The following is a 22,841-nucleotide window of genomic DNA, read 5'->3' as shown; positions in this document are numbered from 1 at the left end:
CTAGACCGCCGGGTGCGGCGGGGTTGTTGGGTGAGGAGTCTAGCTGATGTCCCGTGCTGTCTGTTCCGACGCCTTCGCGAGCAAGCCCGCTCCCACACTGGATCGCGGTCTAATGTGGGAGCGGGCTTGCTCGCGAAGAACGATGACTCGGTATTAAGCCTTGCCACCACTGCGATCAATAGCAAACCCGGCCCAGGTCTGGCTCACCGGCATCAGCTCCAGGCTGTTGATGTTGATGTGCGCAGGCGCGTTGAGGACCCAGAAAATGGTCTCGGCGATATCTTGCGGCTGGATCGCCTCGGCACCGGCGTAAGTGGCGTTGTAACGCTCCTGGTCACCGGCAAAACGCACCAGCGAGAACTCGCTTTCGCACAGGCCCGGCTCGATGTTGCTGACGCGCACGCCCGTGCCTTGCAGGTCGCAACGCAGGTTCAGGGAGAACTGTTTGACGAACGCCTTGGTCGCGCCATACACATGGCTGCCCGGATACGGATAGTTACCGGCGATGGACCCCAGGTTGACGATACCGGCGCCGCGACCATGGGCGATCAGGCGTGGCAAGAGCAGACGGGTGCTGTACATCAGGCCTTTGACGTTGGTATCGACCATGGTGTCCCAATCGTCCAGGTCGCACTTGGGTGCCGGATCGACACCCAGGGCCAGGCCGGCGTTGTTGATCAACCCGCGCAGCTTGGCAAAGGATGGCGGCAGATTGGCAATCGCCTCTTCCATGGCCTTGCGATCACGCACATCGAGCACCAGGCCATGGACTTCGGTCTGCTTCGACAGCTCGGCGCACAGCGCATTGAGGCGCTCTTCACGACGGCCTGTCAGCACCAGTTTCCAGCCAGCCTCGGCAAAACGACGGGCACAGGCTTCACCAAAACCGGAGGTCGCGCCGGTAATAAACAGGGTGTTGGACATCGTGTTCTCCTTGCTTCGGCTGATCGCCAGCCATTGAAATAGAAAATCAGCAGGCAGCATGCCTAATGCCGATCAGTCAGGCGGCCCCAGACGCTAAGCCTCCCTTGTAGCAGCTGCCGAAGGCTGCGTCCGGCTGCGCAGCAGTCGTAAATCCGGCTTGCACGATCTCTCTGACGTACCGCGAACTCTGATTTTACGACTGCTGCACTGCCGGACGCAGGCTACGCCAGCGGCTACAGATTGCGTTGTGGCTTAACCGATCGGCAGCAGGCAGCATGCCCGGCCTTGTTCACAGCGGCAACCACCGCTCAAGCTGTTCAAAAAACGCTCAACCCCGGCAAGCCCTTGACCAGCATGGCCTGCAGCCATGTGCGCGCACGTTATCCACAGGCCGGTCCACAGTCTTTGGGGGCAAGTGAAAAAGCTGCAAGCCGCTAACCACAAGGCTTTGCGCGGGGATTCAAAACTTTTTTGCTTGACCCTCAACCACCTGCTGTGTAGCCCTTGGCCATTTTCATGACTGACGGGTCAAACCAGCGATGGCGCCAAGCCAGTAACCACGGCCTTCAGCCGGGTCTTTCCAGAGTTTAATCACAGACTTATCCACAGGCTTGTCCACGCTGAATCCACGCAGTTCCATCACGAACAAAAAGGTTGACAAAGCAGCCTGAGAGTTGCTCAAAAACACCTGATCAAAAAACAACCACACCTCTGCAAGCCACGGTTTCAAAGGCCTGCAGCCAGCTACTCCCACGTTATTCACAGCCGGTTCCACAGCAAACGGGGACAAGTCAAAACCGTGGCAAAACAACTATTTGCAGCGGCTTTATGTCGCGCTTTGCGAGCTTGGAAATATTGTTTTCCACAATTTCCTGCGATCCCTGTAGGAGCGAGCTTGCTCGCGATGGTCGTGAACGATAACGCGGGAAGCCAGACACCCTGCAGCGTTCTCGGGTTTATCGCGAGCAAGCTCGCTCCTACAGGGGAATTGGCGGTATTTGGAGAGACAAAAAAGCCCCGGCGATTGCGCGCCGGGGCTTGTGCGTCACAACCAGAACTCAGTGCCCGCCGAGATAGGCGTTACGCACATCCTCGTTGACCAGCAACTCCTTGCCAGTGCCGGTCATGCGGATTTCGCCGTTGACCATCACGTACGCCCGGTCCGACAACCGCAAGGCGTGGTTGGCGTTCTGTTCCACCAGGAAGATGGTCATGCCGGTCTTGGCCAGTTCTCGCAGGGTGGCGAAGATCTGCTTCACCACGATCGGCGCCAGGCCCAGGCTCGGCTCATCCAGCAGTAACAACTTGGGCCGGCTCATCAGGGCCCGGGCAATGGCGAGCATCTGCTGCTCGCCACCGGACATGGTCATCGCCCGCTGGGTACGCCGCTCTTCGAGCCGCGGGAACAACTCGAACATGCGTTGCATGTCCTCCTTGGCGTACTTGTCACCGATGGGGATGGTGCCCATCAGCAGGTTTTCCTCGACGGTCATGTCGGGGAACACCCGCCGCCCTTCCGGCGATTGCGCGATGCCGTTGGAAGCGATGTAGTGGGACGACTTGTGGGTAATATCCACGCCCTGATAGAGGATCTGCCCGTCGGCTGCCCGTGGCTGGCCGAAGATCGACATCAGCAGGGTCGACTTGCCGGCGCCGTTGGAGCCGATCAGGCTGACGGTTTCCCCTTCCTTGATGTGCAGCGAGACTTTCTTCAGGGCCTGGATCGGCCCGTAAAACACATCCAGTTCCTTGAGTTCGAGGATGGGTTGGCTCATAGCACCACTTCCTCTTCATCGGCGCCCAGGTAGGCCGCAATCACTTTCGGATCGTTACGAATCGCATCGGGTCCGCCCTCGGCGATGACGATGCCGTGGTCCAGCACCACGATGTGGTCGGAGATACTCATAACCATGCCCATGTCGTGTTCGATCAGCACCACGGTCAGATCGTGCTCGTCGCGCAGCAGCCGGATCATCGCGCTCAGCGCTTCGGTTTCCTGAGGGTTGAGGCCGGCGGCCGGTTCGTCGAGGCAGATGATCTGCGGACGGGTGCACATGGCCCGGGCGATTTCCAGGCGGCGTTGCTGGCCGTAGGACAGCTCACCGGCCAGGCGGTTGGCGCAGTCCACCAGATCCACCACTTCCAACCAGTAGAACGCGTGGTCCAGCGCATCGCTTTCGGCCTTGCGATAGCCTTTGGTATTGAGGATGCCGGCGAGCATGCTGCGGTTGACCCACATGTGTTGGGCCACCAGCAGGTTTTCCAGCACCGACATTTCCTTGAACAGGCGAATGTTCTGGAAGGTCCGCGCCAGCCCGGCACGGTTCACCAGGTGGGTGCCGCCGAACGCCTTGTAGAACAGCCGACTGGCGAAGGATTTAGGCGAGACGAAATCGGTTGGCTTGAACGACTCGCCCAGCAACTTGATGACGTTGGTCTGCTGGCCGCGAATGTTGAGTTCGATCTTGCCGCCGGAGGCCTTGTAGAACCCGGTCAGGCAGTTGAACACCGTGGTCTTGCCGGCGCCGTTGGGGCCGATCAGGGCGAAGATCGAGTTGCGGTGGACTTTCAGACTGACATCGTTCAACGCCTTGATGCCGCCGAAGTGCATCATCAGCTTCTCTACCGAGAGTACGACTTCGCTCATGGCGCTACTCCTTTACGCGGGGTCACACCGGTACGGCTGATCCGAATCAGGCCGCGCGGTCGCCAGATCATCATCAACACCATAAGGATGCCAAACAGCAGCACTCGGTATTCGGCGAAGCCACGCAGCAGTTCCGGAGCCACGGTCAGCACGAATGCCGCGATGACGACACCTATGGTCGAGCCCATGCCGCCGAGTACCACGATGGCGAGGATCAGCGCCGACTCAAAGAAAGTGAACGACGTCGGATTGACGAAACCCTGGTAAGTGGCGAAGAACACCCCGGCCAGCCCGGCAGTCGAAGCACCGATGGTGAATGCCGAGAGCTTGACCAGCACGTGGTTCAGGCCCATGGAGCGGCAGGCGATTTCGTCTTCGCGCAGGGCTTCCCAGGCGCGGCCGACCGGCATGCGGGTCAGGCGATGCTTGATGTGCAACACGGCCAGGACCACCAGGAACAACACGGCGTAGATGAAGTAGTACTTCACGTCAGGGTTGTAGGCGATGCCGAAGAACTCATGGAACGGCACCCCGCCCTCTTTCGCCCTTTTTCCGAACTCGATGCCGAAGAAGGTTGGCAACGGCGCTGCCATGCCATTCGGGCCGCCGGTCAGGGACAGCCAGTTGTTGAGGATCAACCGAATGATTTCACCGAAGCCCAGGGTCACGATCGCCAGGTAGTCACCGTGCAGGCGCAGCACCGGGAAACCGAGGATGCAACCGGCCAGACCGGCCGTGATCGCCGCCAGTGGCAACACCGTCCAGAAACCCAGCCCCAGGTACTGATAACCGAGCGCCAGGCCGTAGGCGCCGATGGCGTAGAACGCCACGTAACCCAGGTCGAGCAGGCCGGCCAGGCCGACCACAATGTTCAAACCCAGCCCCAGCAATACGTAGATCAGCCCGAGGATGACCACGCCCAGCAGGTAGGAGTTGGAGAAAAACGGGAACACCACGGCGATGACAATCATCAGCGGGATGATCCAGCGCAACCGGGATTTGTAATCAGGCGCCAGTACATGAACCCCGGAGCCGGTACTTTCAAAGCCTTCGAGAATTCTCAGGCCCTTTGGGGTTTGCAGGAACAGGCTCAAGGCAAAACGACCGGCCATGACGATAGCGACAATCCAGGCTACCCGGGTCGTTTCCAGGTTGAAGCCATAGCCATCGAGGACGATGCCGACAATCGGGCCGAACACAATCAGGGCCACGAGGCCGGCAAGAACCGCGTCAACCAGGCTTTTTTTAAGACCAATTTTATGAGTGGTTGAAGACATTGCTTACACCTTCGACACAAGAGGACGGCCGAGCAGGCCCTGGGGCCGAAAGACCAGAACGAGAACCAGCAGCGAGAAGCTGAAGACGTCTTTGTAGTCCGAGTTGACCAGACCGGAGAACAGCGACTCGGAGATGCCGAGGATGATCCCGCCGAGCATGGCACCAGGCAACGAGCCAATCCCGCCGAGCACCGCGGCGGTGAACGCCTTGATGCCGATGACGAAGCCTGCGTAGAAGTCGAACGTGCCGTAGTTCATGGTGATCAGCACGCCGGCCAGGGCCGCCATCGCTGCACCAATAATGAACACGTAGGAAATGATGCGGTCGGTGTTGATCCCCAGGATCGAGGCCATCTTGCGGTCTTGCTGGGTCGCGCGGCACATGCGGCCGAGCTTGGTGTACTTGATGACATAGGTCAGCAGGCCCATCCCGACAAACGCTGCGACCAGAATGAAGATCTTGGTGTAAGTGAGCTGGACGAAGCCGGTCCCGACTTCTACTCGCCATGCACCAGTCAGCAGTGTCGGAACGCCTTGCTGGCGGGCACCCTGGGCGATCTGTGCATAGTTTTGCAGAATCAGCGAGATCCCGATGGCGCTGATCAGCGGTGCCAGTCGGGTGGAGTTACGCAGGGGTTTGTAGGCAACACGCTCGATGACCCAGCCATACACCGCCGTGACGACGATGGTGAAGATCAGTGTGCCGAGCATCAACAGGGGGAAGGATTCAATACCGAAGTATGCCAGCAGAGCCAGACTGATTGCCGCGAGGTAAGCGGAAATCATGTAAACCTCGCCGTGGGCGAAGTTGATCATGCCGATGATGCCATAGACCATTGTGTAGCCGATGGCGATCAGGCCATAGACCGACCCGAGGGTCAGGCCGTTGACCAGTTGCTGCAGGAAAATACCATCCATAACGCAATCTCACGCAATGAGAACCTGCACATGTGGCTGTGCGGTTCTTCTAAGGAAAATACAGATTTACGTCGGAGCAATGTCAGCCACGATCAGGCCGGCCACCACCGCCCCCCTGTAGGAGCGAGCTTGCTCGCGAAGAACCTGAGGACAACGCGTTGAACCAGCAAGCACGCGTTATCGTTGACGTTTTTCGCGAGCGTGCTCGCTCCTACAGGGGATCAGTGGGTTCAGCCGATCGGGTCAGCCCTTACTTCTGTTTTTCCAGCTGGTGGTATTTGCCGTCCTTGTCCCACTGGTAAACCACGTAGTCGGAGACTTTCAGGTCGCCCTTGCTGTCCCAGGTCTTCTCGCCCATGACGGTCTTGACCGGATTAGCCTTGAGCCATTTGGCAGCGTCTTCGCCCTTGTTGGACTTGGCGCCATTGAAGGCTGCAGCCAGGGTCTGGACCGAAGCGTAGGCGTACAGGGTGTAGCCTTCAGGCTCGGTGCCGGCCTTGCGGAAAGCGTCTACCACGGTCTTGCTGTCTGGCAGCAGACGTGGGTCGGCACCGAAGGTCATCAGTACGCCATCAACGTTCTGTGGGCCACCGGCGGTGGTCACCAGTTCGTCAGTCACGATGCCGTCATCGGACATGAACTTGACGTCTTTGAGGCCCTGTTCACGCAGCTGCCGAACCAGTGGACCGGCTTCCGGGTGCAAGCCGCCGAAGTAGACCACGTCGGCACCGGCCGCACGGATCTTGGTGACGACGGCGCTGAAGTCTTTCTCGCCGCGGGTCAGACCCTCGTACAGCACCGGCTTCACGCCGCGTTTTTCCAGCTGAGCCTTGGTGGCATCCGCCAGGCCTTGGCCGTAGGTGTCCTTGTCGTGCAGTACGGCGACTTTCTTGCCCTTGAGCACGTCGACAACATAGTCGCCAGCCACGATACCTTGCTGGTCGTCACGCCCGCACATGCGGAACATGGCACTCAGGCCGCGCTCAGTCACCTTGGGGTTGGTGGAACCCGGGGTGATCGTGATGATGCCGGCTTCGTCGTAGATCTCGGAGGCAGGGATGGTCGACGAGGAGCAGAAGTGACCTACCACACCAGCGACTTTCTTTTCGGTCAGATCCTTGGCGACTGTCACAGCCTGTTTCGGTTCGCAGGCGTCATCGCCCTTGACCAGGACGATTTTTTCCCCGTTCACGCCGCCCGCTGCGTTGACCGCATCGGCTGCTGCCTGTGCACCCTTCATGTACTGCTCGCCAAATGCCGCGTTGGCGCCTGTCATGGGTCCCGCTACGCCGATCTTGATGTCAGCCTGAGCAAACGCAGAAACACCCAACGCAGTTGCCACTGCGAGGGCCAGAAAGCCTTTCTTGTAAAACGTCTGGGACATGAGGTGGTGCTCCATGGTTTTTTTAATTGGCACTGCGACTTCACTGAATGCTCAGAGCAAGGGCCGTGCCATCGGTTTTTTATTCTGAAAAAAGTCGCTGCTTTCTTGTTATTTCGACTGTTTCGGGCCCATTTTCATTGGGCGTGCAACCGTCTAGACCGCGGAAGGTAAAACCATAATTTTTTTCAGGCGCAACCCGCCTGCGCCATCATTGCAACCGCGGCTTTAAACGACGTGCAACCAGCCTGTAACAACGTGCGTCACCGAAGTGCACACTGCTGGTGCGGGACTGCTACAACCCGCACCACTACAGGCTAGCTGCAGATCGAAAAAGCGCCGCTTTTCACTACGAAAATCAACATTCAGATCACGATCCGCAGGCACTGGCCTGCGTGATACAGCGAGAACCCCGCCTCATACAGACAGCTGCGCAACCCCACCCCGGCCAAAGGCTGCATGGGCGCGAAAGGAATCGGTAACGCTTGAGGATTTCCGTTACACAAGTAGTCGGCAAAGGCTTTGCCGACCACCGTACCCGTGGTCACGCCCCGTCCGTTGTAACCGGTAACTGCCACTAAACCGGGCGCCGGTTCGAACAGGCGCATCAAATGGTCGGGGGTGAAAGCGATACAACCGGTCCAGGTGCACTCCCACTCCACCAGTTTGAGGTACGGGAAGTAGTGTTGCTGCACCCGGTCAGCCCAGGCCTTGAGAAACCAGGCCGGCTTCTGATTGCCATTGCCGAGACTGCCAAGCAGCAGCCTTCCGTCCTTATCCCGACGAATGCTGCTCAGGACCTGGCGGGTGTCCCAGGAACCCTGGCCGCCGGGGAGAATTTGCTGCGCAGCCTCTTCGGTCAGCGGGACCGAGGCCACTTGATAGTAATAACCTGGGAAGAAATTGCGCCGCAGCTCCGTCCAGTCGCCTTCGGTGTAGGCATTGGAGGCAATCACCACTTTCTCGGCCATGACCGAGCCCTGGGCGGTTTGCACTGACCAGCGCTGGCCCTGGCGTTCGAGTCGGGTGACCGGGGAATGATCGAACAATTGACCGCCCAGGCCGATGGCTGCCTTGGCCAGACCCGTGGTATAGGCCATCGGGTTGAGCGTGCCGGCGCGGCGATCGAGCAGCGCGGCGGCGATCTTTTGGGTACCCGTCGCTTGTTCGCAGGCCTGACCCGTCAACAATTCCACCGGCGCCCCACGGCGTTTCCATTGTTCTTCACGACTGCGCAAGTCGGCTTCGCCACGGGCGTTGTGCGCCATGTGCAGCGTACCTTCGCGGCGCAACTGGCAATCGATGTTGTACTTGTCCACAAGGCTGAACACCAGGGATGGCGCCGCACCCAGCATACGGTTGAGCTGGCTGCCGACCTCCTTGCCAAACCCGGCTTCGATCTCGTCCGGGGGAATCCACATCCCGGCATTGACCAGCCCGACGTTGCGCCCCGAACCACCATGGCCGGCACGATGGGCCTCCAGCACACAAACGGTCTTGCCTTGTTCCAGCAGATGCACCGCCGCCGACAAACCGGTAAACCCGGCGCCGATGACGCAGACATCCACCGTGACCTCCCCCTTGAGGGCCGAATTGTCCGGCCTTTGCGGCGTCAGTTTTTCCCACAGACACTCATCGCGTAACGGCATTGCCAGACTCCAACAGAAACCCAACAAACACATTCATTCAAATGTGGGAGCGGGCTTGCTCGCGAAAGCGTCGGCACATCCAGCATCAATGTGACTGATAAACCGCTTTCGCGAGCAAGCCCGCTCCCACAGGGGATCACTGTCCGACTCGAGATTTAGTCGAACGTGATGCCCTGCGCCAACGGCAATTCCAGCGAGTAGTTCACGGTGTTGGTCTGGCGGCGCATGTAGCCGCGCCATGCATCGGAGCCGGACTCACGACCGCCGCCGGTTTCTTTCTCGCCACCGAACGCACCACCGATTTCCGCGCCGCTCGGGCCGATGTTGACGTTGGCGATGCCGCAGTCGCTGCCCACCGCCGACATGAACTGCTCTGCTTCACGCACATCGGTAGTGAAGATGCACGAAGACAGGCCTTGTGGCACGGCGTTGTTCAGGCGCAGCGCTTCCTGGAAGTCGGTGTAGCCGACCACATACAGGATCGGAGCGAAGGTTTCATGGCACACGACGTCGCTCTGCTCTGGCATTTCGACGATGGCTGGCGAAACGTAGTAGGCGTTGGGGAATTGACCTTCCAGTTGGCGCTCACCACCGAACACCCGACCGCCTTCGCTCAAGGCCTGCTCAAGCGAATCCTGCATGTTCTCGAAGCTTTGCTTGTCGATCAGCGGGCCGACCAGGTTGCCTTCCAGCGGATGGCCGATACGTACTTTCGAGTACGCGGCTTTCAGGCGGGTGACGATTTCTTCTTTCACCGACTCATGAGCAATCAAGCGACGCAGGGTGGTGCAGCGCTGACCGGCAGTGCCGACGGCGCTGAACAGGATCGCGCGAACGGCCATGTCCAGGTCGGCACTCGGACCGAGGATCATCGCGTTGTTACCGCCCAGTTCGAGAATGCTGCGGGCAAAGCGCGCGGCCACTTTCGGTGCCACTTCGCGGCCCATGCGGGTGCTGCCGGTGGCGCTGATCAGCGCCACGCGAGGGTCGTCCACCAGCGCTTCGCCAGCATCGCGACCGCCGATGACCACCTGGCACAGGTGCACAGGTGCATCGCTGAAGTTCTTCACGACGCGATCGAACAGCGCCTGGCAGGCCAGTGCAGTGAGCGGGGTCTTTTCCGACGGTTTCCACACCACCGGGTTGCCGCAGACCAGCGCCAGCGTGGTGTTCCAGGCCCAGACGGCGACCGGGAAGTTGAACGCACTGATCACGCCGACGACGCCCAGCGGGTGCCAGGTTTCGCGCATGTGGTGGCCAGGACGCTCGGAGGCGATGGTCAAGCCGTACAGCTGACGGGACAGGCCAACGGCGAAGTCGCAGATGTCGATCATTTCCTGAACTTCACCCAGGCCTTCCTGGGTGATCTTGCCGGCTTCCCAGGACACCAGTTCGCCGAGGTCGGCCTTGTATTCGCGCAGCACCTCGCCAAACTGCCGCACCAGTTCACCACGGCGCGGTGCCGGAACCTTGCGCCACAGTTCGAACGCATGATCTGCGCGACTGATGTGCTGCTCGACTTCAGCGGCGCCTTCCCAGTTCACGGCGGCGATCTTGCTGCCATCGATTGGCGAATGCACCGGCACTTTGCCGTTCTGGTACAGGGCCGGGTTCACACCTAGACGATCAAGCAATGCGGCAACCATGGGTCACTCCTCAAGCAAAAGACAGAACACGTGCAGCCGGAAATTCACGGCTGATCAGACCTGTAGTTTTAGCTGCCCGGAGGTTACTCAACAAACGACCTTTAAGAGAGATATCATTCCGTTTATTCATGCTGTGCATTGCTGGCAATAAAGAAACAAGAATCAAGGACCGCCCATGCTGAATAAACGCTACTTGCCATCGATCGCTGCGTTGCAGTGCTTCGAGGCCGTTACCCGGCACTTGAGCTTCACCCGGGCCGCCGAAGAGCTGAACCTGACCCAAAGCGCCGTGAGCAAACAGGTCGCGCAACTCGAAGAACTATTGCAGCACCTGCTGTTTCGTCGGGTGCGCCGACGCCTGCAGATGACGCCGGCCGGCGATCTGTATCTGGTTGAGGTGCGAAAAATCCTCACGCAGGTCGAGATGTCGACCCATTACCTGCGTTCCTACGGTGGCGAAACAGAAGTCCTGCGGGTCTCCACGCCTCCCACCTTCGGCGCACGCTGGCTGGTGCCGCGCCTGAAAGGCTGGCGCCTGCGGCACCCGTCGATCCATCTGGACCTGTGCAGCGAGCAGGAAGCCGACGACCTGCTGCAAGGTCGCAGCGACCTGGCGTTCTACTTCGGCCAGGGCTCACGGCCCGGCACCGAATGCCTGAAGCTGTTCGGCGAAGAACTGGTGCCGGTGTGTGCCCCGGGCAGCCTGCCAGACACACCGTTCACCGACCCGACGCAACTGACCGACCTGGTCCTGCTGCAAAACGCTTCCCGCCCCCAGGCCTGGCATGACTGGTTCGACCACCAGGGCTACCACACCGAGCACAGCTACCACGGTCCGCGTTTCGAAACTTTCTATATGTGCATCCGCGCCGCCCAAGTCGGCTGCGGCGTGGCGCTGCTACCCCGTTTTCTGGTGGAGGAGGAACTGGCCGACGGCAAGCTGGTCATTCCCTGGCAGCATGCAATGCCCAGCAGCGATGCCTATTACCTTGCGTACCCAGAGCACTCGGCGGAAGTACCCAAGGTGCGGGATTTTGTGAAGTGGATGCTGGAGCAGGTTGATAGCCCGGATGCGACCTGACGGGCGCCATCGCCTTGTAGGAGCTGGCTTGCCAGCGAAGAGGCCGGCACATTCAAAAACAATGTTGACTGAAAGTCCGCTTTCGCTGGCAAGCCAGCTCCTACAAGGGCCTGCCTTAGTCTAAAAAATGCTGGTAATCCTTGTCCCTGATATGCGCCACTAGCGCCATTGATCAATACCGCTGCAACGCTGGAGATTCCCGTTATGAGCGAGAGTGTGTTTGCCGATCGCATCGTGCAGAACCTGCTCGACACCGACTTCTACAAACTGACGATGATGCAGGCGGTGCTGCACAACTATCCGAATGTCGAAGTCGAATGGGAGTTTCGTTGCCGTAACAGCGAGGATTTGCGCCCGTACCTGGCGGAGATCCGTTTCCAGATCGAGCGCCTGGCCGAACTGAGCCTGAGCGCCGACCAATTGAGTTTTCTGGAACGCATTAGCTTCCTGAAACCGGACTTCCTGCGTTTTCTCGGGTTGTTTCGCTTCAACCTGCGCTACATCCACACCGGCATCGAAAACGGCGATCTGTTTATCCGCCTGCGAGGCCCTTGGCTGCATGTGATCCTGTTCGAAGTGCCGCTGCTGGCGCTGGTCAGTGAGGTGCGCAACCGCTATCGCTACCGCGAAGTCGTGCTGGGGCAGGCCCGTGAACAGCTCTACCGCAAGTTCGACTGGCTGAGCGCCAACGCCAGCAGCGACGAATTGTCCGAATTGCAGGTAGCCGATTTCGGCACCCGACGTCGTTTTTCCTACCGCGTGCAGGAAGAAGTGGTGAATGTGCTCAAGCACGATTTCCCCGGACGCTTCGTCGGCACCAGCAACGTGCACCTGTCCCGGGAGCTGGACATGAAACCCCTGGGCACCATGGCCCACGAATGGATCATGGCGCACCAGCAACTCGGCCCACGGCTGATCGACAGCCAGATCGCCGCACTTGATTGCTGGGTCCGCGAATACCGTGGCCTGCTGGGGATTGCCCTGACCGACTGCATCACCATGGATGCCTTCCTCGGCGATTTCGATCTGTTTTTTGCCAAGCTTTTCGACGGTTTGCGCCACGACTCGGGTGATCCGGTGCTGTGGGCGGAAAAAGCCATCGCCCACTATCACAAGCTCGGCATCGACCCGATGAGCAAGACGCTGACCTTCTCCGACAGCCTGACCCTGCCCAAGGCCCTGGAGATATTCCGGGCGCTGCGCGGTCGGATCAATGTCAGTTTCGGCATCGGCACCAACCTGACCTGTGACATTCCGGGTGTCGAACCGATGAGCATCGTGCTTAAAATGACCGCCTGCAACGGCCAGCCGGTGGCGAAGATCTCCGACGAGCCTGGCAAGACGCACTGCAAAGACCCGAATTTCGTCGCTTATTTGCGACATGTTTTCCAGGTTCCTGCCTTATCCAGTTCACCTAGCAAGGAGTAAATTCATGCAAGCCGTACAGCGTGAGATTGCTGAACAGCTCAAGGTCCAGCCACCGTTCACCGACGAGGCCGCTCTTGAAACCGAAGTCGCCCGACGGATTGCCTTTATTCAGGACTGCTTGGTCAATTCCGGGCTGAAAACCCTGGTGTTGGGCATCAGCGGCGGCGTCGATTCGCTGACCGCCGGCCTGCTGGCCCAGCGTGCCGTCCGCGAACTGCGCCAGCGCAGCGGTGATGCCGCCTACAAATTCATCGCCGTGCGCCTGCCCTATGAAACCCAGTTCGATGAGCACGACGCCCAGGCTTCGGTGGATTTCATCAAACCGGACGAACGCCACACCGTGAATATCGGCCCGGCGGTCAAGGCCCTGGCCAATGAAGTGGCGGCCTTCGAAGGCAAGCATGCGGTGTCGGTGGATTTCGTACTCGGCAACACCAAGGCGCGCATGCGCATGGTCGCCCAGTACACCATCGCCGGCGCGGCCCATGGCCTGGTGATCGGCACCGATCACGCGGCGGAAGCGGTGATGGGTTTCTTCACCAAGTTCGGTGACGGCGCCTGCGACCTCGCGCCACTGAGCGGCCTGGTGAAAAACCAGGTCCGCGCCATCGCCCGCAGCTTCGGCGCACCGGAGTCGCTGGTGGAGAAAGTCCCGACCGCCGACCTTGAAGACCTCTCGCCCGGAAAACCGGACGAAGCCTCCCACGGCGTGACCTACGCCGAGATCGACGCCTTCCTGCACGGCAATCCGGTGCGTGAGGAAGCGTTCAAGATCATTTGCGACACGTACAACAAGACCCATCACAAGCGTGTAATGCCGTTTGCGCCTTGAGCCGTGAGTGAATGAAAAAGCCCGCTGAAGTGTTGAGCTTCAGCGGGCTTTTTCTTTGGCCAAAACATGCGTCGATGCTTCTGGCCCCTTCGCGGGCAAGCCCGCTCCCACAGGGTTTCAGGTGTTCACAAAAATTGTGTCCGACATAGAACCTTGTGGGAGCGGGCTTGCTCGCGAAGAACGATAACGCGGTGTGCCTGATTACTTCAGGGTCACGGTGCCTTTCATCATCGAGATGTGGCCCGGGAACGAGCAGAAGAAACCGTATTTTTCAGCGGCATTCAGCTTGGACACATCGAAGGTCACCGAGTCTGTCTCGCCAGCGCCGATGATCTTGGTGTGAGCGATAACGCGCGCATCACCTTCTTTCAGATAGTTCTTGTCGATGCCGGCGCTCAGGCCGTCGGTGGCGATCGGCTGCATGTCGGCGTCTTTGCTCAGCACCCAGTTATGGCCCATGACGTTCTTCGGCAAGCTGCCGGAGTGCTTGAGTTCCACGGTAAACGTCTTGCAGCTCTTGTCGATTTCAATGGCCTTCGTGTCAAAAGACATCTGGTCGGTGGAGTCAATGGTGGTCTTGCACTCGGCAGCCATCAGTTGGCTGCTAGCCAGTGTCAACAGGGATACCGCAACGAGTTTGGCAAACATGGTGAATCTCCAAGGCAGGGTTAACAAAATCGCGAATGGACAGAAGACTGCCTGAAAACTTCGCAAGTTCATATGACTTGAATCAAAAATTGTATACAACTTTCAGGCTATGACACCGATGAAAACAATCTACCGGCCAAGCGTCTGGTCCGGCCCTATCATCAGGCCGTCCCCCTCAACCCGGAGCACTGATTATGTCCATCAACAGCCTGTTGTGCAGTTTGCTCGCCGCCTACGCCTGCGGCGCCAGCGGAACGTACGAAACGCCAAAACAAGAAGTCTAGTCCTTGGAGTGCCGGGCGCCTGCCTTTACTCTGTGGCCCTGATCGACCATGGAGCAAGGTATGTCTTTAGCATCTGTTTGTGTATTTTGTGGCGCCAGCACCGGCACCAACCCGGCTTACCGCGAAGCAGCCGTTGCCCTTGGCCGGGCGTTGGCCGAGCGCAAGCTGACCCTGGTGTATGGCGGTGGCGCCGTGGGGCTGATGGGAATCGTCGCCGATGCGGCCCTGGCGGCCGGCGGTGAAGTGATCGGCATCATCCCGCAAAGCCTCAAGGACAAGGAAATCGGCCACAGCGGCCTGACTCGCCTGGAAGTCGTCGATGGCATGCACGCACGCAAGGCTCGGATGGCCGAGCTCAGCGATGCCTTTATCGCGCTGCCCGGTGGCCTTGGCACCCTCGAAGAACTGTTCGAAGTCTGGACCTGGGGCCAACTCGGCTACCACGGCAAACCGCTGGGTTTGCTGGAAGTGAACGGTTTCTACAGCAAATTGACGTCTTTTCTCGATCACATCGTCGGCGAAGGCTTCGTTCGCGAGCAGCACCGTGACATGCTGCAAGTGAGCGAATCGCCGCAAACCCTGCTCGATGCACTGGATGCCTGGCAACCGTCCGTAGCGCCAAAATGGGCCGAGCAAAAACCCAGCTAACGGCTCGGCACCGATACAGGGCAGAATATGCGCCGCTCAACCTCACCTTCGACCCCAGAGGATCGCCCATGGCTAAACCTAATTATTCCTTCGCCAAACGTCAGAGAGACTTGGCCAAGGAGCAGAAGAAAGAGGAAAAGCTTCAGCGCAAGAAAGCTACAGCTGAAGAAGCGGCACTGAACCCTGAGGGTGAAGTGGCGGCGGAAGACGATGTTGATGCACCGAAAGACTCGGCGCCCGACGCCTGAGAACCTCCGGGCCGGTTGATCTGATCAGGCCTGCCGGATCTGTGTCCAGGGTTGGCAGCTTTGCTGCCGACCCTCACAGACCAATCTGAAATACCCCTATCCAGAAACCACTGCACATCCCCTGTGGGAGCGGGCTTGCTCGCGAAAGCGCAGTGTCAGACGACATCCTTGTTGAATATGAAATTGCTTTCGCGAGCAAGCCCGCTCCCACAGTTTGATCGTTGTTAATCCAGAGGCATCACGGTGACGCGGACTTCCGGGTCGTGGTTACCCCCGCCCAGAATCACCCCCCGCAATGGCGACACATCGGAAAAATCCCGGCCCCAGGCCAGGGTGATGTGCTCCAGCGCCGGTTGCACATTGTTGGTCGGATCAAAATCCACCCACCCCAGCACCGGGCAAAACACCGAGACCCAGGCATGGGACGCATCGGCACCGATCAATCGTGGTTGACCCGGTGGAGGTTGGGTCAGCAAATAGCCGCTGATGTACCGCGCCGCCAACCCTCTGGAACGCACGCAAGCGAGCATCAGGTGCGCAAAGTCCTGGCAGACCCCGCGCCGGCGCTCCAGCACCTCCACCAGCGGCGTCGCCACCTGGGTCGCCTCGGCATCAAAGGTGAACTCGCTGAAGATTTTCTCCATCAGTGCCTGCACACCAAGCAATAGCGGTCGACCCGCCGGGAAGCAGCTCTCGGAAAACTCGACGAAGTTTCTCTTCAAATGCACATACGGCGATTCGAACCGGTATCGGCAGGCTTCGAGCAACTCTGGCGACAACGGTTGGCTGCTGTAGGTGAGCGCGCTTCGTGTGTGTTCCCACGCCGGAGACCGACTGAAGTCCAGCACAGGTCGAGGCAACACTTCTATGGTGAGGCTGGCGTTGACCAGCAATTCATCGTGGGGACGCTCGAACGCCAGCCGGGTCAGCGGATTGCCAAATACATCCAGCTCATCGCGACGCGAGGTCGGCTGTGGACTGATCTGCAATTGCCGGTCGGTGCAGCGCTGCCAGGTACAAGGCCGCGGCCACAAATGCGCCAGTTGCTGGGCCAGGGACACCGGGCTGTCGTAGTGATAATGAGTGTCGTGGAAAATCCGGTATTGAGCACTCATCAGACGGACACCGTGCGCTGGCTGACATCGTCGACATGGGCGAAATGCCGCAGCGCCAGGCGATCGGAAACTTGCCCGCTGGCATCGGCGATCTCTTGCAGCAGCGCGGCCAACCCCTCGATGGCGGCGCGAACGCTCGCGTCGCCGAACAGCGGGTTTTCCAGGCAGCCCAGATCGAATCGCGCCAGACGCTCTACCAATTGCGCCAGCCCCGCTTCACGCGGGACGCCAAAGTCATCGTTGAGGCGTTTGAGGGTGCGGGTCACCAGTTTCAACTGGAACAACACGGCGTGAGGGTTCTGCTCGTCGAGCAACAGCAGGTCGAGCACCGGGATCAGTTGCGCCACCGCCAGGTATCGAGAACGGTAGGTGATGCTGCTGTTGCCCAGTTCCAGCAACCATTCCAGCCCGGCCTGATCGAAAGCCCCGGCGCCCCGCAGGAACGCCGCCAGGCTACCGCTGAGAAATTGCAGACGCTCGATACGCCGGCCAATCATCAGGAAACGCCAGCCTTCGTCCCGCGTCATGTCGTCCAGGGCAAAGCCGGACAACGCCGCGAGGGACATCACCAGACGGTTGAGAAAATCCAGCAACTCGCCGAAATCCGGTTCTTCGGTTTCCAGCTCCATGGCTTCGCGCTGCAACTCCACCAGCGCCTGCCAGTTTTCCCGCGAGAGCTTGCCGCGCACCTGCGAAGCGGCCCACTGCAAGCGTTGCAGGTTGGAACGCAGGCTGAACGGCCAATCGTCGCCGAGCAACGCTGCCAACAGGCGTTCGGGTAAATCGCCTTCATCGGGCAGCAGCATCAGCCGTTCGCCGAGATCGACCGCGGCCTGCAAGGCTTGCGGGTCGTCGCCGTCGACATAGCGCGCCAGCATGATGCGCAGCAAACGGGCACTGTCATCGCAACGTTCGCAGTAACGGCCAAACCAGAACAGGTTTTCCACCACCCGCGATGGCAGGTATGGATCGCGCCGCACCAGGTCATGCACGCCGATGTTGCGCTGAGCCTTCCATTGTTCGCCGCTGGGCGCTCGATCGCCCAGCACCCAAGTGTCCTTGCTGGCGCCACCGCGCTGCATCGACACCACTTCGGCATCGGCTTGCGCGGCGACCCGGGTCAAGCCACCGGGCAGTACCCGATAACCGTCGCGGCTGGCCACCGCATACACGCGCATACCGATGGCCCGGGGTTGCAGTTGACCGTCTTCGGCTTGCCAGATCGGCGCCTGGGACAATTGCGCAAGTTCTTGCGCCACATAAGCGTAGGGCCTGGCCTGCATGCGCTCGGCAAGCTCATGGCGCTGTTTTTCACCCAAATCACGACCAAATACCGGTGCAAAGCTCTGGGACGGAAACGCCGGTTTGATCAGCAGCTCCGGCAGTTTTTCCAAGGCCTGGGCCAAAACCGGCGCCTCACCGCACCACCAGGTGGCGATAGACGGCAGGATCAATTCTTCGCCGAACAGGAATTGATTGATCTTCGGCAGAAAACCCAACAAGCCCGGCGACTCCAGCACTCCGCTGCCGAGCGCGTTGGCCACCAGCACCCGCCCCTGCCGCACGGCTTCCAGCAAACCCGGCACACCGAGGGCCGAATCGGTGCGCAGCTCCAGCGGGTCGCAAAAATCGTCATCGAGCCGACGCATGATCGCGTGTACCCGACGCAGACCACTCAGGGTCTTCAGGTAGACCGTGGCATCGCGCACCGTCAGGTCACCGCCCTCCACCAACGGATAACCGAGCTGACGCGCCAGGTACAAATGTTCGAAATAGCTTTCGTTGAAACGCCCCGGCGTCAGCAGCACCACCAATGGCGCATCCCCGTCACTCGGGGCCTGACGGGCCAGGGTTTCCTGCAAGGTACGGAAGAACCCGGCCAGGTGCTGCACTTTCATATCGCGGTACAGCTCGGGAAAGGCCCGGGACACGATGGTGCGGTTTTCCAGCGCATACCCGGCACCCGACGGCGCCTGGGTACGATCCGCCGTGACCCACCAGCGGCCATCGGGCGTGCGCGCCAGGTCCACGGCGTACAGATGCAGAAAAGCCCCGTCAGGCGGGCTGATGCCCTGACAGGGCCAAAGGAAGTTGTTGTGACCGAACACCAGCTCGGCGGGCAGCAGACCTTCGGCTATCAGCCGTTGCGGACCGTAAAGGTCAGCCAGCACGGCATTGAGCAAGCGCGCCCGCTGAGCGATGCCGGCCGACAATTGCTCCCACTCATCAGCCGCGATCACATGGGGTAGCAGATCCAGCTCCCATGGCCGGTCAGCGCCCTTGGGATCGGCATAGACATTGTAAGTGACACCGTTTTCCTGGATTTGCCGGGTCAGCAGGGCCTGGCGCTGCACCAGTTGCGCCGGCGTGCTGCGTTGCAACTGCTCGAACAGCCGACGCCAGTGCGGGCGCACGGCGCCACTGTCGTCGAGCAGTTCGTGATAGGTGCCCGCCGTCAGCGGGTAGCGGTCTAGCAGGTCAGGCATGGAAAGCTCGGCAGACAGCAATGAACGGTCAGACTAACGCAGGCTCGTGACACCCGGATATACGAAAAATCCGAGCGTCGCGTACGGTTTAGAAACGTCGCAAATCGAGTGTCATCGGCAGTTCGTCGTTAATTTCCAGATTGGGTATGGGAAGTTTCCCCGGCGTGTGTCCGATGCGGAAGAAACGCGCCATCCGCCGACTCTCGGCCTCGTTGGCATTGACCGGCAAGCTGTCGTAATTGCGTCCGCCCGGATGGGCGACGTGATACTGGCAGCCGCCCAGCGAGCGCTGCATCCAGGTGTCGAGCAAGTCGAACACCAGGGGCGCGTGGACCGGGATGGTTGGTTGCAGGCAGTTGGCCGGTTGCCAGGCACGAAAACGCACGCCAGCGACGAACTCGCCGACCCGCCCCGTGGGTTGCAATGGCACCGGGATGCCATTGCAGGTCAGCAGATAACGCTGGGGCGGCAAGCCGCTGAGCTTGACCTGCAAACGCTCCAGCGATGAATCCACGTAACGTACCGTGCCGCCCATGGCGCCCTCTTCGCCCAGCACGTGCCAAGGCTCGAGCGCCTGACGCAGTTCCAGCGCAATACCGCTGACGGCGTAGTCGCCAACCTTGGGGAAACGGAACTCCAGATGCGCGGCGAACCATTCGGCGCGCACCGCATAACCGGCGGCGTTGAGGTCGACGATGACATCGGCAAAGTCTTGCTCGATAAAGTGCGGCAACAGGAAGCGATCGTGTAACTCCGTCCCCCAGCGTGCCAGCTTCGGCGGTGCATAGGGCTCACGCCAGAACCGCGCGACCAACGCCCGCAGCAACAATTGTTGCGCCAGGCTCATGCGCGCATGGGGCGGCATCTCGAACGCACGCAACTCCAGCAATCCGAGGCGCCCGGTGGCACCGTCCGGCGAATAGAGTTTGTCGATGCAGAATTCGGCGCGGTGGGTGTTGCCGGTCACATCGATCAGCAGATTGCGCAGCAACCGATCCACCCGCCATGGAGGACACTCATCACCCGCTTCAGGCATCTGCGCGAAGGCGATTTCCAGTTCGTACAAGGCATCGTTGCGCGCTTCGTCGACGCGGGGCGCCTGGGACGTCGGGCCGATGAACAATCCGGAAAACAGGTAGGACAAGGACGGGTGGTTATGCCAGTAGCTGATCAGGCTGCGCAGCAGATCCGGACGCCGCAGAAACGGCGAGTCGCCCGGTGTCGCGCCACCCAGTACGAAATGGTTACCGCCGCCCGTGCCGGTGTGCCGGCCGTCGATCATGAATTTTTCGGTGGTCAGGCGGGTCTGGCGCGCCTCTTCGTAGAGAAACTCGGTGCGCTCGACCAATTCATCCCAGGTCGCGGACGGCTGCACGTTGACCTCGATCACCCCCGGATCCGGAGTGATGCGGAAATTGCTCAAGCGCGGATCGCTCGGCGGCTCGTAGCCCTCGAGCAATACCGGACACAGCAGTTCTTCAGCGGTGGCCTCGATGGCGGCGATCAGTTCGAGGTAGTCCTCGACCCGCTCCAGCGGCGGCATGAACAGGTACAACCGGCCTTCCCGGGCTTCGGCGCAGAACGCGGTACGGGTCAGCCAATCGGCGGACTCGTCGATGTCTGGCACGCGCTCATCAGTGACGGCAGCCGCACTTTGGTTCTGCAGTTGCCCTGTGTCGGGCAGCGTCGGGAAGTCCTGATTCGGGTCTTGCGGATAAATGAATGGGTACTCCGCCGCTTTTACCCACGGTTGCGAACCGAGTGGCAAGCGATAACCCAGCGGCGAGTCTCCTGGCACCAGGCGACAATGTTCATCGCGCAGATACCAGCGGCCGCTCTGCCACTGATCGCCCTTGGCGGTGCGGGCCAGCGGCAGGACCTGACCAATCACCTTGTCCAAACCCTGACTGAAGACTTTACGCAGGCGCGCACGCTCCAGCGGTTCTTCCAGACGTGAGTCTTCGGCGCTGACGTTCTGCGGCAACATCCCTTCGCGCCAGAGGTAATAAAAATTGTCTTCGTAGGCCGGGAACACAAAGCGTGTCGGAATTTTCAAGCGTTCGGCAACGCTCGCCAGAAAACGTCCGGCCAGTTCGCCAGTGGCGCCGTAATCCTCTTGCTCGTCGGCGATCAGCGCGCCGTTGTGCCAGATCGGCGCGCCGTCACGGCGCCAGTAGCAATTGAGCGACCAGCGCGGCAGTTGCTCGCCGGGATACCACTTGCCCTGACCAAAATGCACCAGGCCCTTGGGCGCGTAGTGTTTACGCATGCGCTGGAACAACTCGGCGGACAAGCGTCGCTTATCCGGCCCCAGTGCGGCGGTGTTCCACTCGGCGCCGTCCGGATCATCGATGGACACGAAAGTCGGCTCTCCGCCCATGGTCAGGCGCACATCGCCTTCGAGCAGGTCGGCATCGATCTGTCGGCCCAGGGCCTGAATCGCCAGCCATTGGTCGTCGGTGTAGGGTTTGGTGACCCGTGGCGCCTCCCAAATCCGCTCCACGGACATTTCGTGGCTGAATTCGCACTCGCACGGCTCCACCAGGCCACTGATCGGTGCCGCAGAGGACGGATCGGGACTACAGGCCAACGGAATATGCCCTTCACCGGCAAACAACCCGGATGTCGCGTCCAGGCCAATCCAGCCCGCGCCGGGCAAGTAAACCTCGCACCAGGCGTGCAGGTCGGTGAAATCCACTTCGGTGCCGGACGGACCGTCGAGACTTTTGACGTCGGCGGTCAGCTGGATCAGATAGCCCGACACGAAACGCGCCGCCAGCCCCAGATTGCGCAGCAGTTGCACCAGCAACCAGGCGGAATCGCGGCACGAACCGGAGGCCTGTTCGAGGGTGTGTTCAGGCGTTTGTACGCCGGGCTCCATGCGAATCAGGTAGTCGATGTCTTCGCTCAGGCGCTGATTGAGCGCGACGAGAAAATCCACGGCAGGCAACGGTGTGCGGTCGATGCCGTCCAGATAAGCCTTGAACTTCGGCGTCAGGGGCAGGGTTTCCAGGTAGGGCGCCAGCTCCTTGCGCTCGTCTGCGGCATAGGCGAACGGGATTTTTTCCGCGTAGGGCTCGAGGAAGAAGTCGAACGGATTGAAGATCGCCATTTCTGCCAGCAAATCGACTTCAATTCGCAATTCTTCGGTTTTCTCCGGGAACACCAACCGCGCCAGGTAATTACCTTGCGGGTCTTGCTGCCAGTTGATGAAGTGCTGTTCCGGGGAGACTTTCAGCGCATACGACAGAATCCGCGTGCGGCTGTGGGCGGCGGGACGCAGGCGAACGATCTGCGGGCCGAGCTCGATAGCGCGGTCATAGCGGTAATGCGTGACATGGTGCAATGCGACATGAATCGACACGGCGTGCCTCCTGCGAGCCTTAAGCGTATGGGAAAGCGCGCAAGACTTATGCCATCCAGCAGCGCTGGCGCTTTCTTCGATTACTGGAGGCAGTACAGCACCAAAATCGGGCGATGCAGGAAATTGATTGAAGGCGATTGCACGTATATGTGGCATCCAGCTACGAAGTCGTCGCCTGAGTCGGCCCCTTCGCGAGCAAGCTGAACTGGCCTAATAATTCCGGACACCTCTTAAGGGCGATATGATTTCGCCAACTTGGAGGTTC

The 22,841-nt window shown here is 60.1% G+C and carries 18 protein-coding genes; 5 read left to right on the top strand and 13 right to left on the bottom strand.

Translation table 11 applies throughout. The features are described from left to right. Nucleotides 1-153 precede the first annotated feature (153 nt). The 9 genes from AC07XF_RS18330 to amaB all read right to left on the bottom strand — a co-directional run bounded on the left by AC07XF_RS18330 (nucleotide 154) and on the right by amaB (nucleotide 10,442). Complete coding sequence (locus AC07XF_RS18330) at nucleotides 154-924, bottom strand: SDR family oxidoreductase (protein ID WP_007991197.1); 771 nt, start codon at nucleotides 922-924, stop codon at nucleotides 154-156. A 514-nt stretch (nucleotides 925-1,438) separates the two neighbouring features. Further along, a complete protein-coding gene (locus tag AC07XF_RS18325; protein ID WP_495027544.1) occupies nucleotides 1,439-1,687 on the bottom strand; it encodes a hypothetical protein in 249 nt (82 codons plus the stop codon). Nucleotides 1,688-1,982: 295 nt separating this feature from the next. Continuing rightward, nucleotides 1,983-2,699, bottom strand: coding sequence for an ABC transporter ATP-binding protein (locus AC07XF_RS18320; protein WP_008016858.1), 717 nt, complete (start codon nucleotides 2,697-2,699; stop codon nucleotides 1,983-1,985). Next, nucleotides 2,696-3,571, bottom strand: coding sequence for an ABC transporter ATP-binding protein (locus tag AC07XF_RS18315; RefSeq protein WP_223462546.1), 876 nt, complete (start codon nucleotides 3,569-3,571; stop codon nucleotides 2,696-2,698). The genes AC07XF_RS18320 and AC07XF_RS18315 overlap by 4 nt, the downstream gene beginning before the upstream one ends. Further along, nucleotides 3,568-4,848, bottom strand: coding sequence for a high-affinity branched-chain amino acid ABC transporter permease LivM (livM, locus tag AC07XF_RS18310; protein WP_495027543.1), 1,281 nt, complete (start codon nucleotides 4,846-4,848; stop codon nucleotides 3,568-3,570). Before livM ends, AC07XF_RS18315 begins: the two co-directional genes overlap by 4 nt. Before the next feature lie 3 nt (nucleotides 4,849-4,851). Then, nucleotides 4,852-5,766: an ABC transporter permease subunit gene (locus tag AC07XF_RS18305; protein ID WP_008001868.1), complete on the bottom strand. Its 915-nt coding sequence runs from the start codon at nucleotides 5,764-5,766 to the stop codon at nucleotides 4,852-4,854. 250 nt (nucleotides 5,767-6,016) lie between these two features. Beyond that, nucleotides 6,017-7,150, bottom strand: coding sequence for an ABC transporter substrate-binding protein (locus AC07XF_RS18300; RefSeq protein ID WP_495027542.1), 1,134 nt, complete (start codon nucleotides 7,148-7,150; stop codon nucleotides 6,017-6,019). Nucleotides 7,151-7,512: 362 nt separating this feature from the next. Then, nucleotides 7,513-8,796: an L-pipecolate oxidase gene (gene amaA / locus AC07XF_RS18295; protein ID WP_495027541.1), complete on the bottom strand. Its 1,284-nt coding sequence runs from the start codon at nucleotides 8,794-8,796 to the stop codon at nucleotides 7,513-7,515. 155 nt (nucleotides 8,797-8,951) lie between these two features. Then, nucleotides 8,952-10,442, bottom strand: coding sequence for an L-piperidine-6-carboxylate dehydrogenase (gene amaB / locus AC07XF_RS18290; RefSeq protein WP_495027540.1), 1,491 nt, complete (start codon nucleotides 10,440-10,442; stop codon nucleotides 8,952-8,954). 175 nt (nucleotides 10,443-10,617) lie between these two features. On the opposite strand from amaB, the gene AC07XF_RS18285 reads away from it, so the two are divergent. The 3 genes from AC07XF_RS18285 (at nucleotide 10,618) to nadE (ending at nucleotide 13,783) form a co-directional block, all read left to right on the top strand. Continuing rightward, complete coding sequence (locus AC07XF_RS18285) at nucleotides 10,618-11,523, top strand: LysR family transcriptional regulator (RefSeq protein WP_495027539.1); 906 nt, start codon at nucleotides 10,618-10,620, stop codon at nucleotides 11,521-11,523. Nucleotides 11,524-11,727: 204 nt separating this feature from the next. After that, nucleotides 11,728-12,951, top strand: coding sequence for a nicotinate phosphoribosyltransferase (gene pncB / locus AC07XF_RS18280; RefSeq protein WP_495027538.1), 1,224 nt, complete (start codon nucleotides 11,728-11,730; stop codon nucleotides 12,949-12,951). A 4-nt stretch (nucleotides 12,952-12,955) separates the two neighbouring features. Next, nucleotides 12,956-13,783 carry an NAD(+) synthase gene (nadE, locus tag AC07XF_RS18275; protein WP_495027537.1) on the top strand — a complete coding sequence of 276 codons (828 nt, stop codon included), beginning with the start codon at nucleotides 12,956-12,958 and terminating at the stop codon, nucleotides 13,781-13,783. 201 nt (nucleotides 13,784-13,984) lie between these two features. On the opposite strand, the gene azu is transcribed toward nadE, so the two are convergent. Continuing rightward, nucleotides 13,985-14,431, bottom strand: a complete 447-nt coding sequence (gene azu, locus AC07XF_RS18270; RefSeq protein WP_495027536.1) for an azurin — start codon at nucleotides 14,429-14,431, stop codon at nucleotides 13,985-13,987. A 344-nt stretch (nucleotides 14,432-14,775) separates the two neighbouring features. Here azu and AC07XF_RS18265 point away from each other — a divergent pair, with 344 nt between their 5' ends. Both AC07XF_RS18265 and AC07XF_RS18260 read left to right on the top strand, forming a co-directional pair. Then, entirely contained in the window at nucleotides 14,776-15,363 is a 588-nt protein-coding gene (locus tag AC07XF_RS18265; protein ID WP_495027535.1) for a cytokinin riboside 5'-monophosphate phosphoribohydrolase, read from the top strand. Nucleotides 15,364-15,431: 68 nt separating this feature from the next. Then, complete coding sequence (locus AC07XF_RS18260; protein WP_007973286.1) at nucleotides 15,432-15,611, top strand: hypothetical protein; 180 nt, start codon at nucleotides 15,432-15,434, stop codon at nucleotides 15,609-15,611. A gap of 224 nt (nucleotides 15,612-15,835) precedes the next feature. Here AC07XF_RS18260 and AC07XF_RS18255 read toward each other — a convergent pair whose 3' ends face one another. The 3 genes from AC07XF_RS18255 to AC07XF_RS18245 form a co-directional block, all read right to left on the bottom strand. After that, the gene (locus tag AC07XF_RS18255; RefSeq protein WP_495027534.1) at nucleotides 15,836-16,726 is read right to left on the bottom strand and encodes a transglutaminase family protein; all 891 of its coding nucleotides are present in this window, start codon (nucleotides 16,724-16,726) and stop codon (nucleotides 15,836-15,838) included. Then, complete coding sequence (locus tag AC07XF_RS18250) at nucleotides 16,726-19,212, bottom strand: circularly permuted type 2 ATP-grasp protein (protein WP_495027533.1); 2,487 nt, start codon at nucleotides 19,210-19,212, stop codon at nucleotides 16,726-16,728. The genes AC07XF_RS18255 and AC07XF_RS18250 overlap by 1 nt, the downstream gene beginning before the upstream one ends. An 88-nt stretch (nucleotides 19,213-19,300) precedes the next feature. Next, the gene (locus AC07XF_RS18245) at nucleotides 19,301-22,576 is read right to left on the bottom strand and encodes a transglutaminase family protein (protein WP_495027532.1); all 3,276 of its coding nucleotides are present in this window, start codon (nucleotides 22,574-22,576) and stop codon (nucleotides 19,301-19,303) included. Nucleotides 22,577-22,841 lie beyond the last annotated feature (265 nt).

It is taken from the genome of Pseudomonas sp. GW821-FHT01C01 (assembly GCF_059422645.1).
Note: the sequence above shows the minus strand (reverse complement) of the source record. Positions and strands in the feature narration are given on the sequence as shown.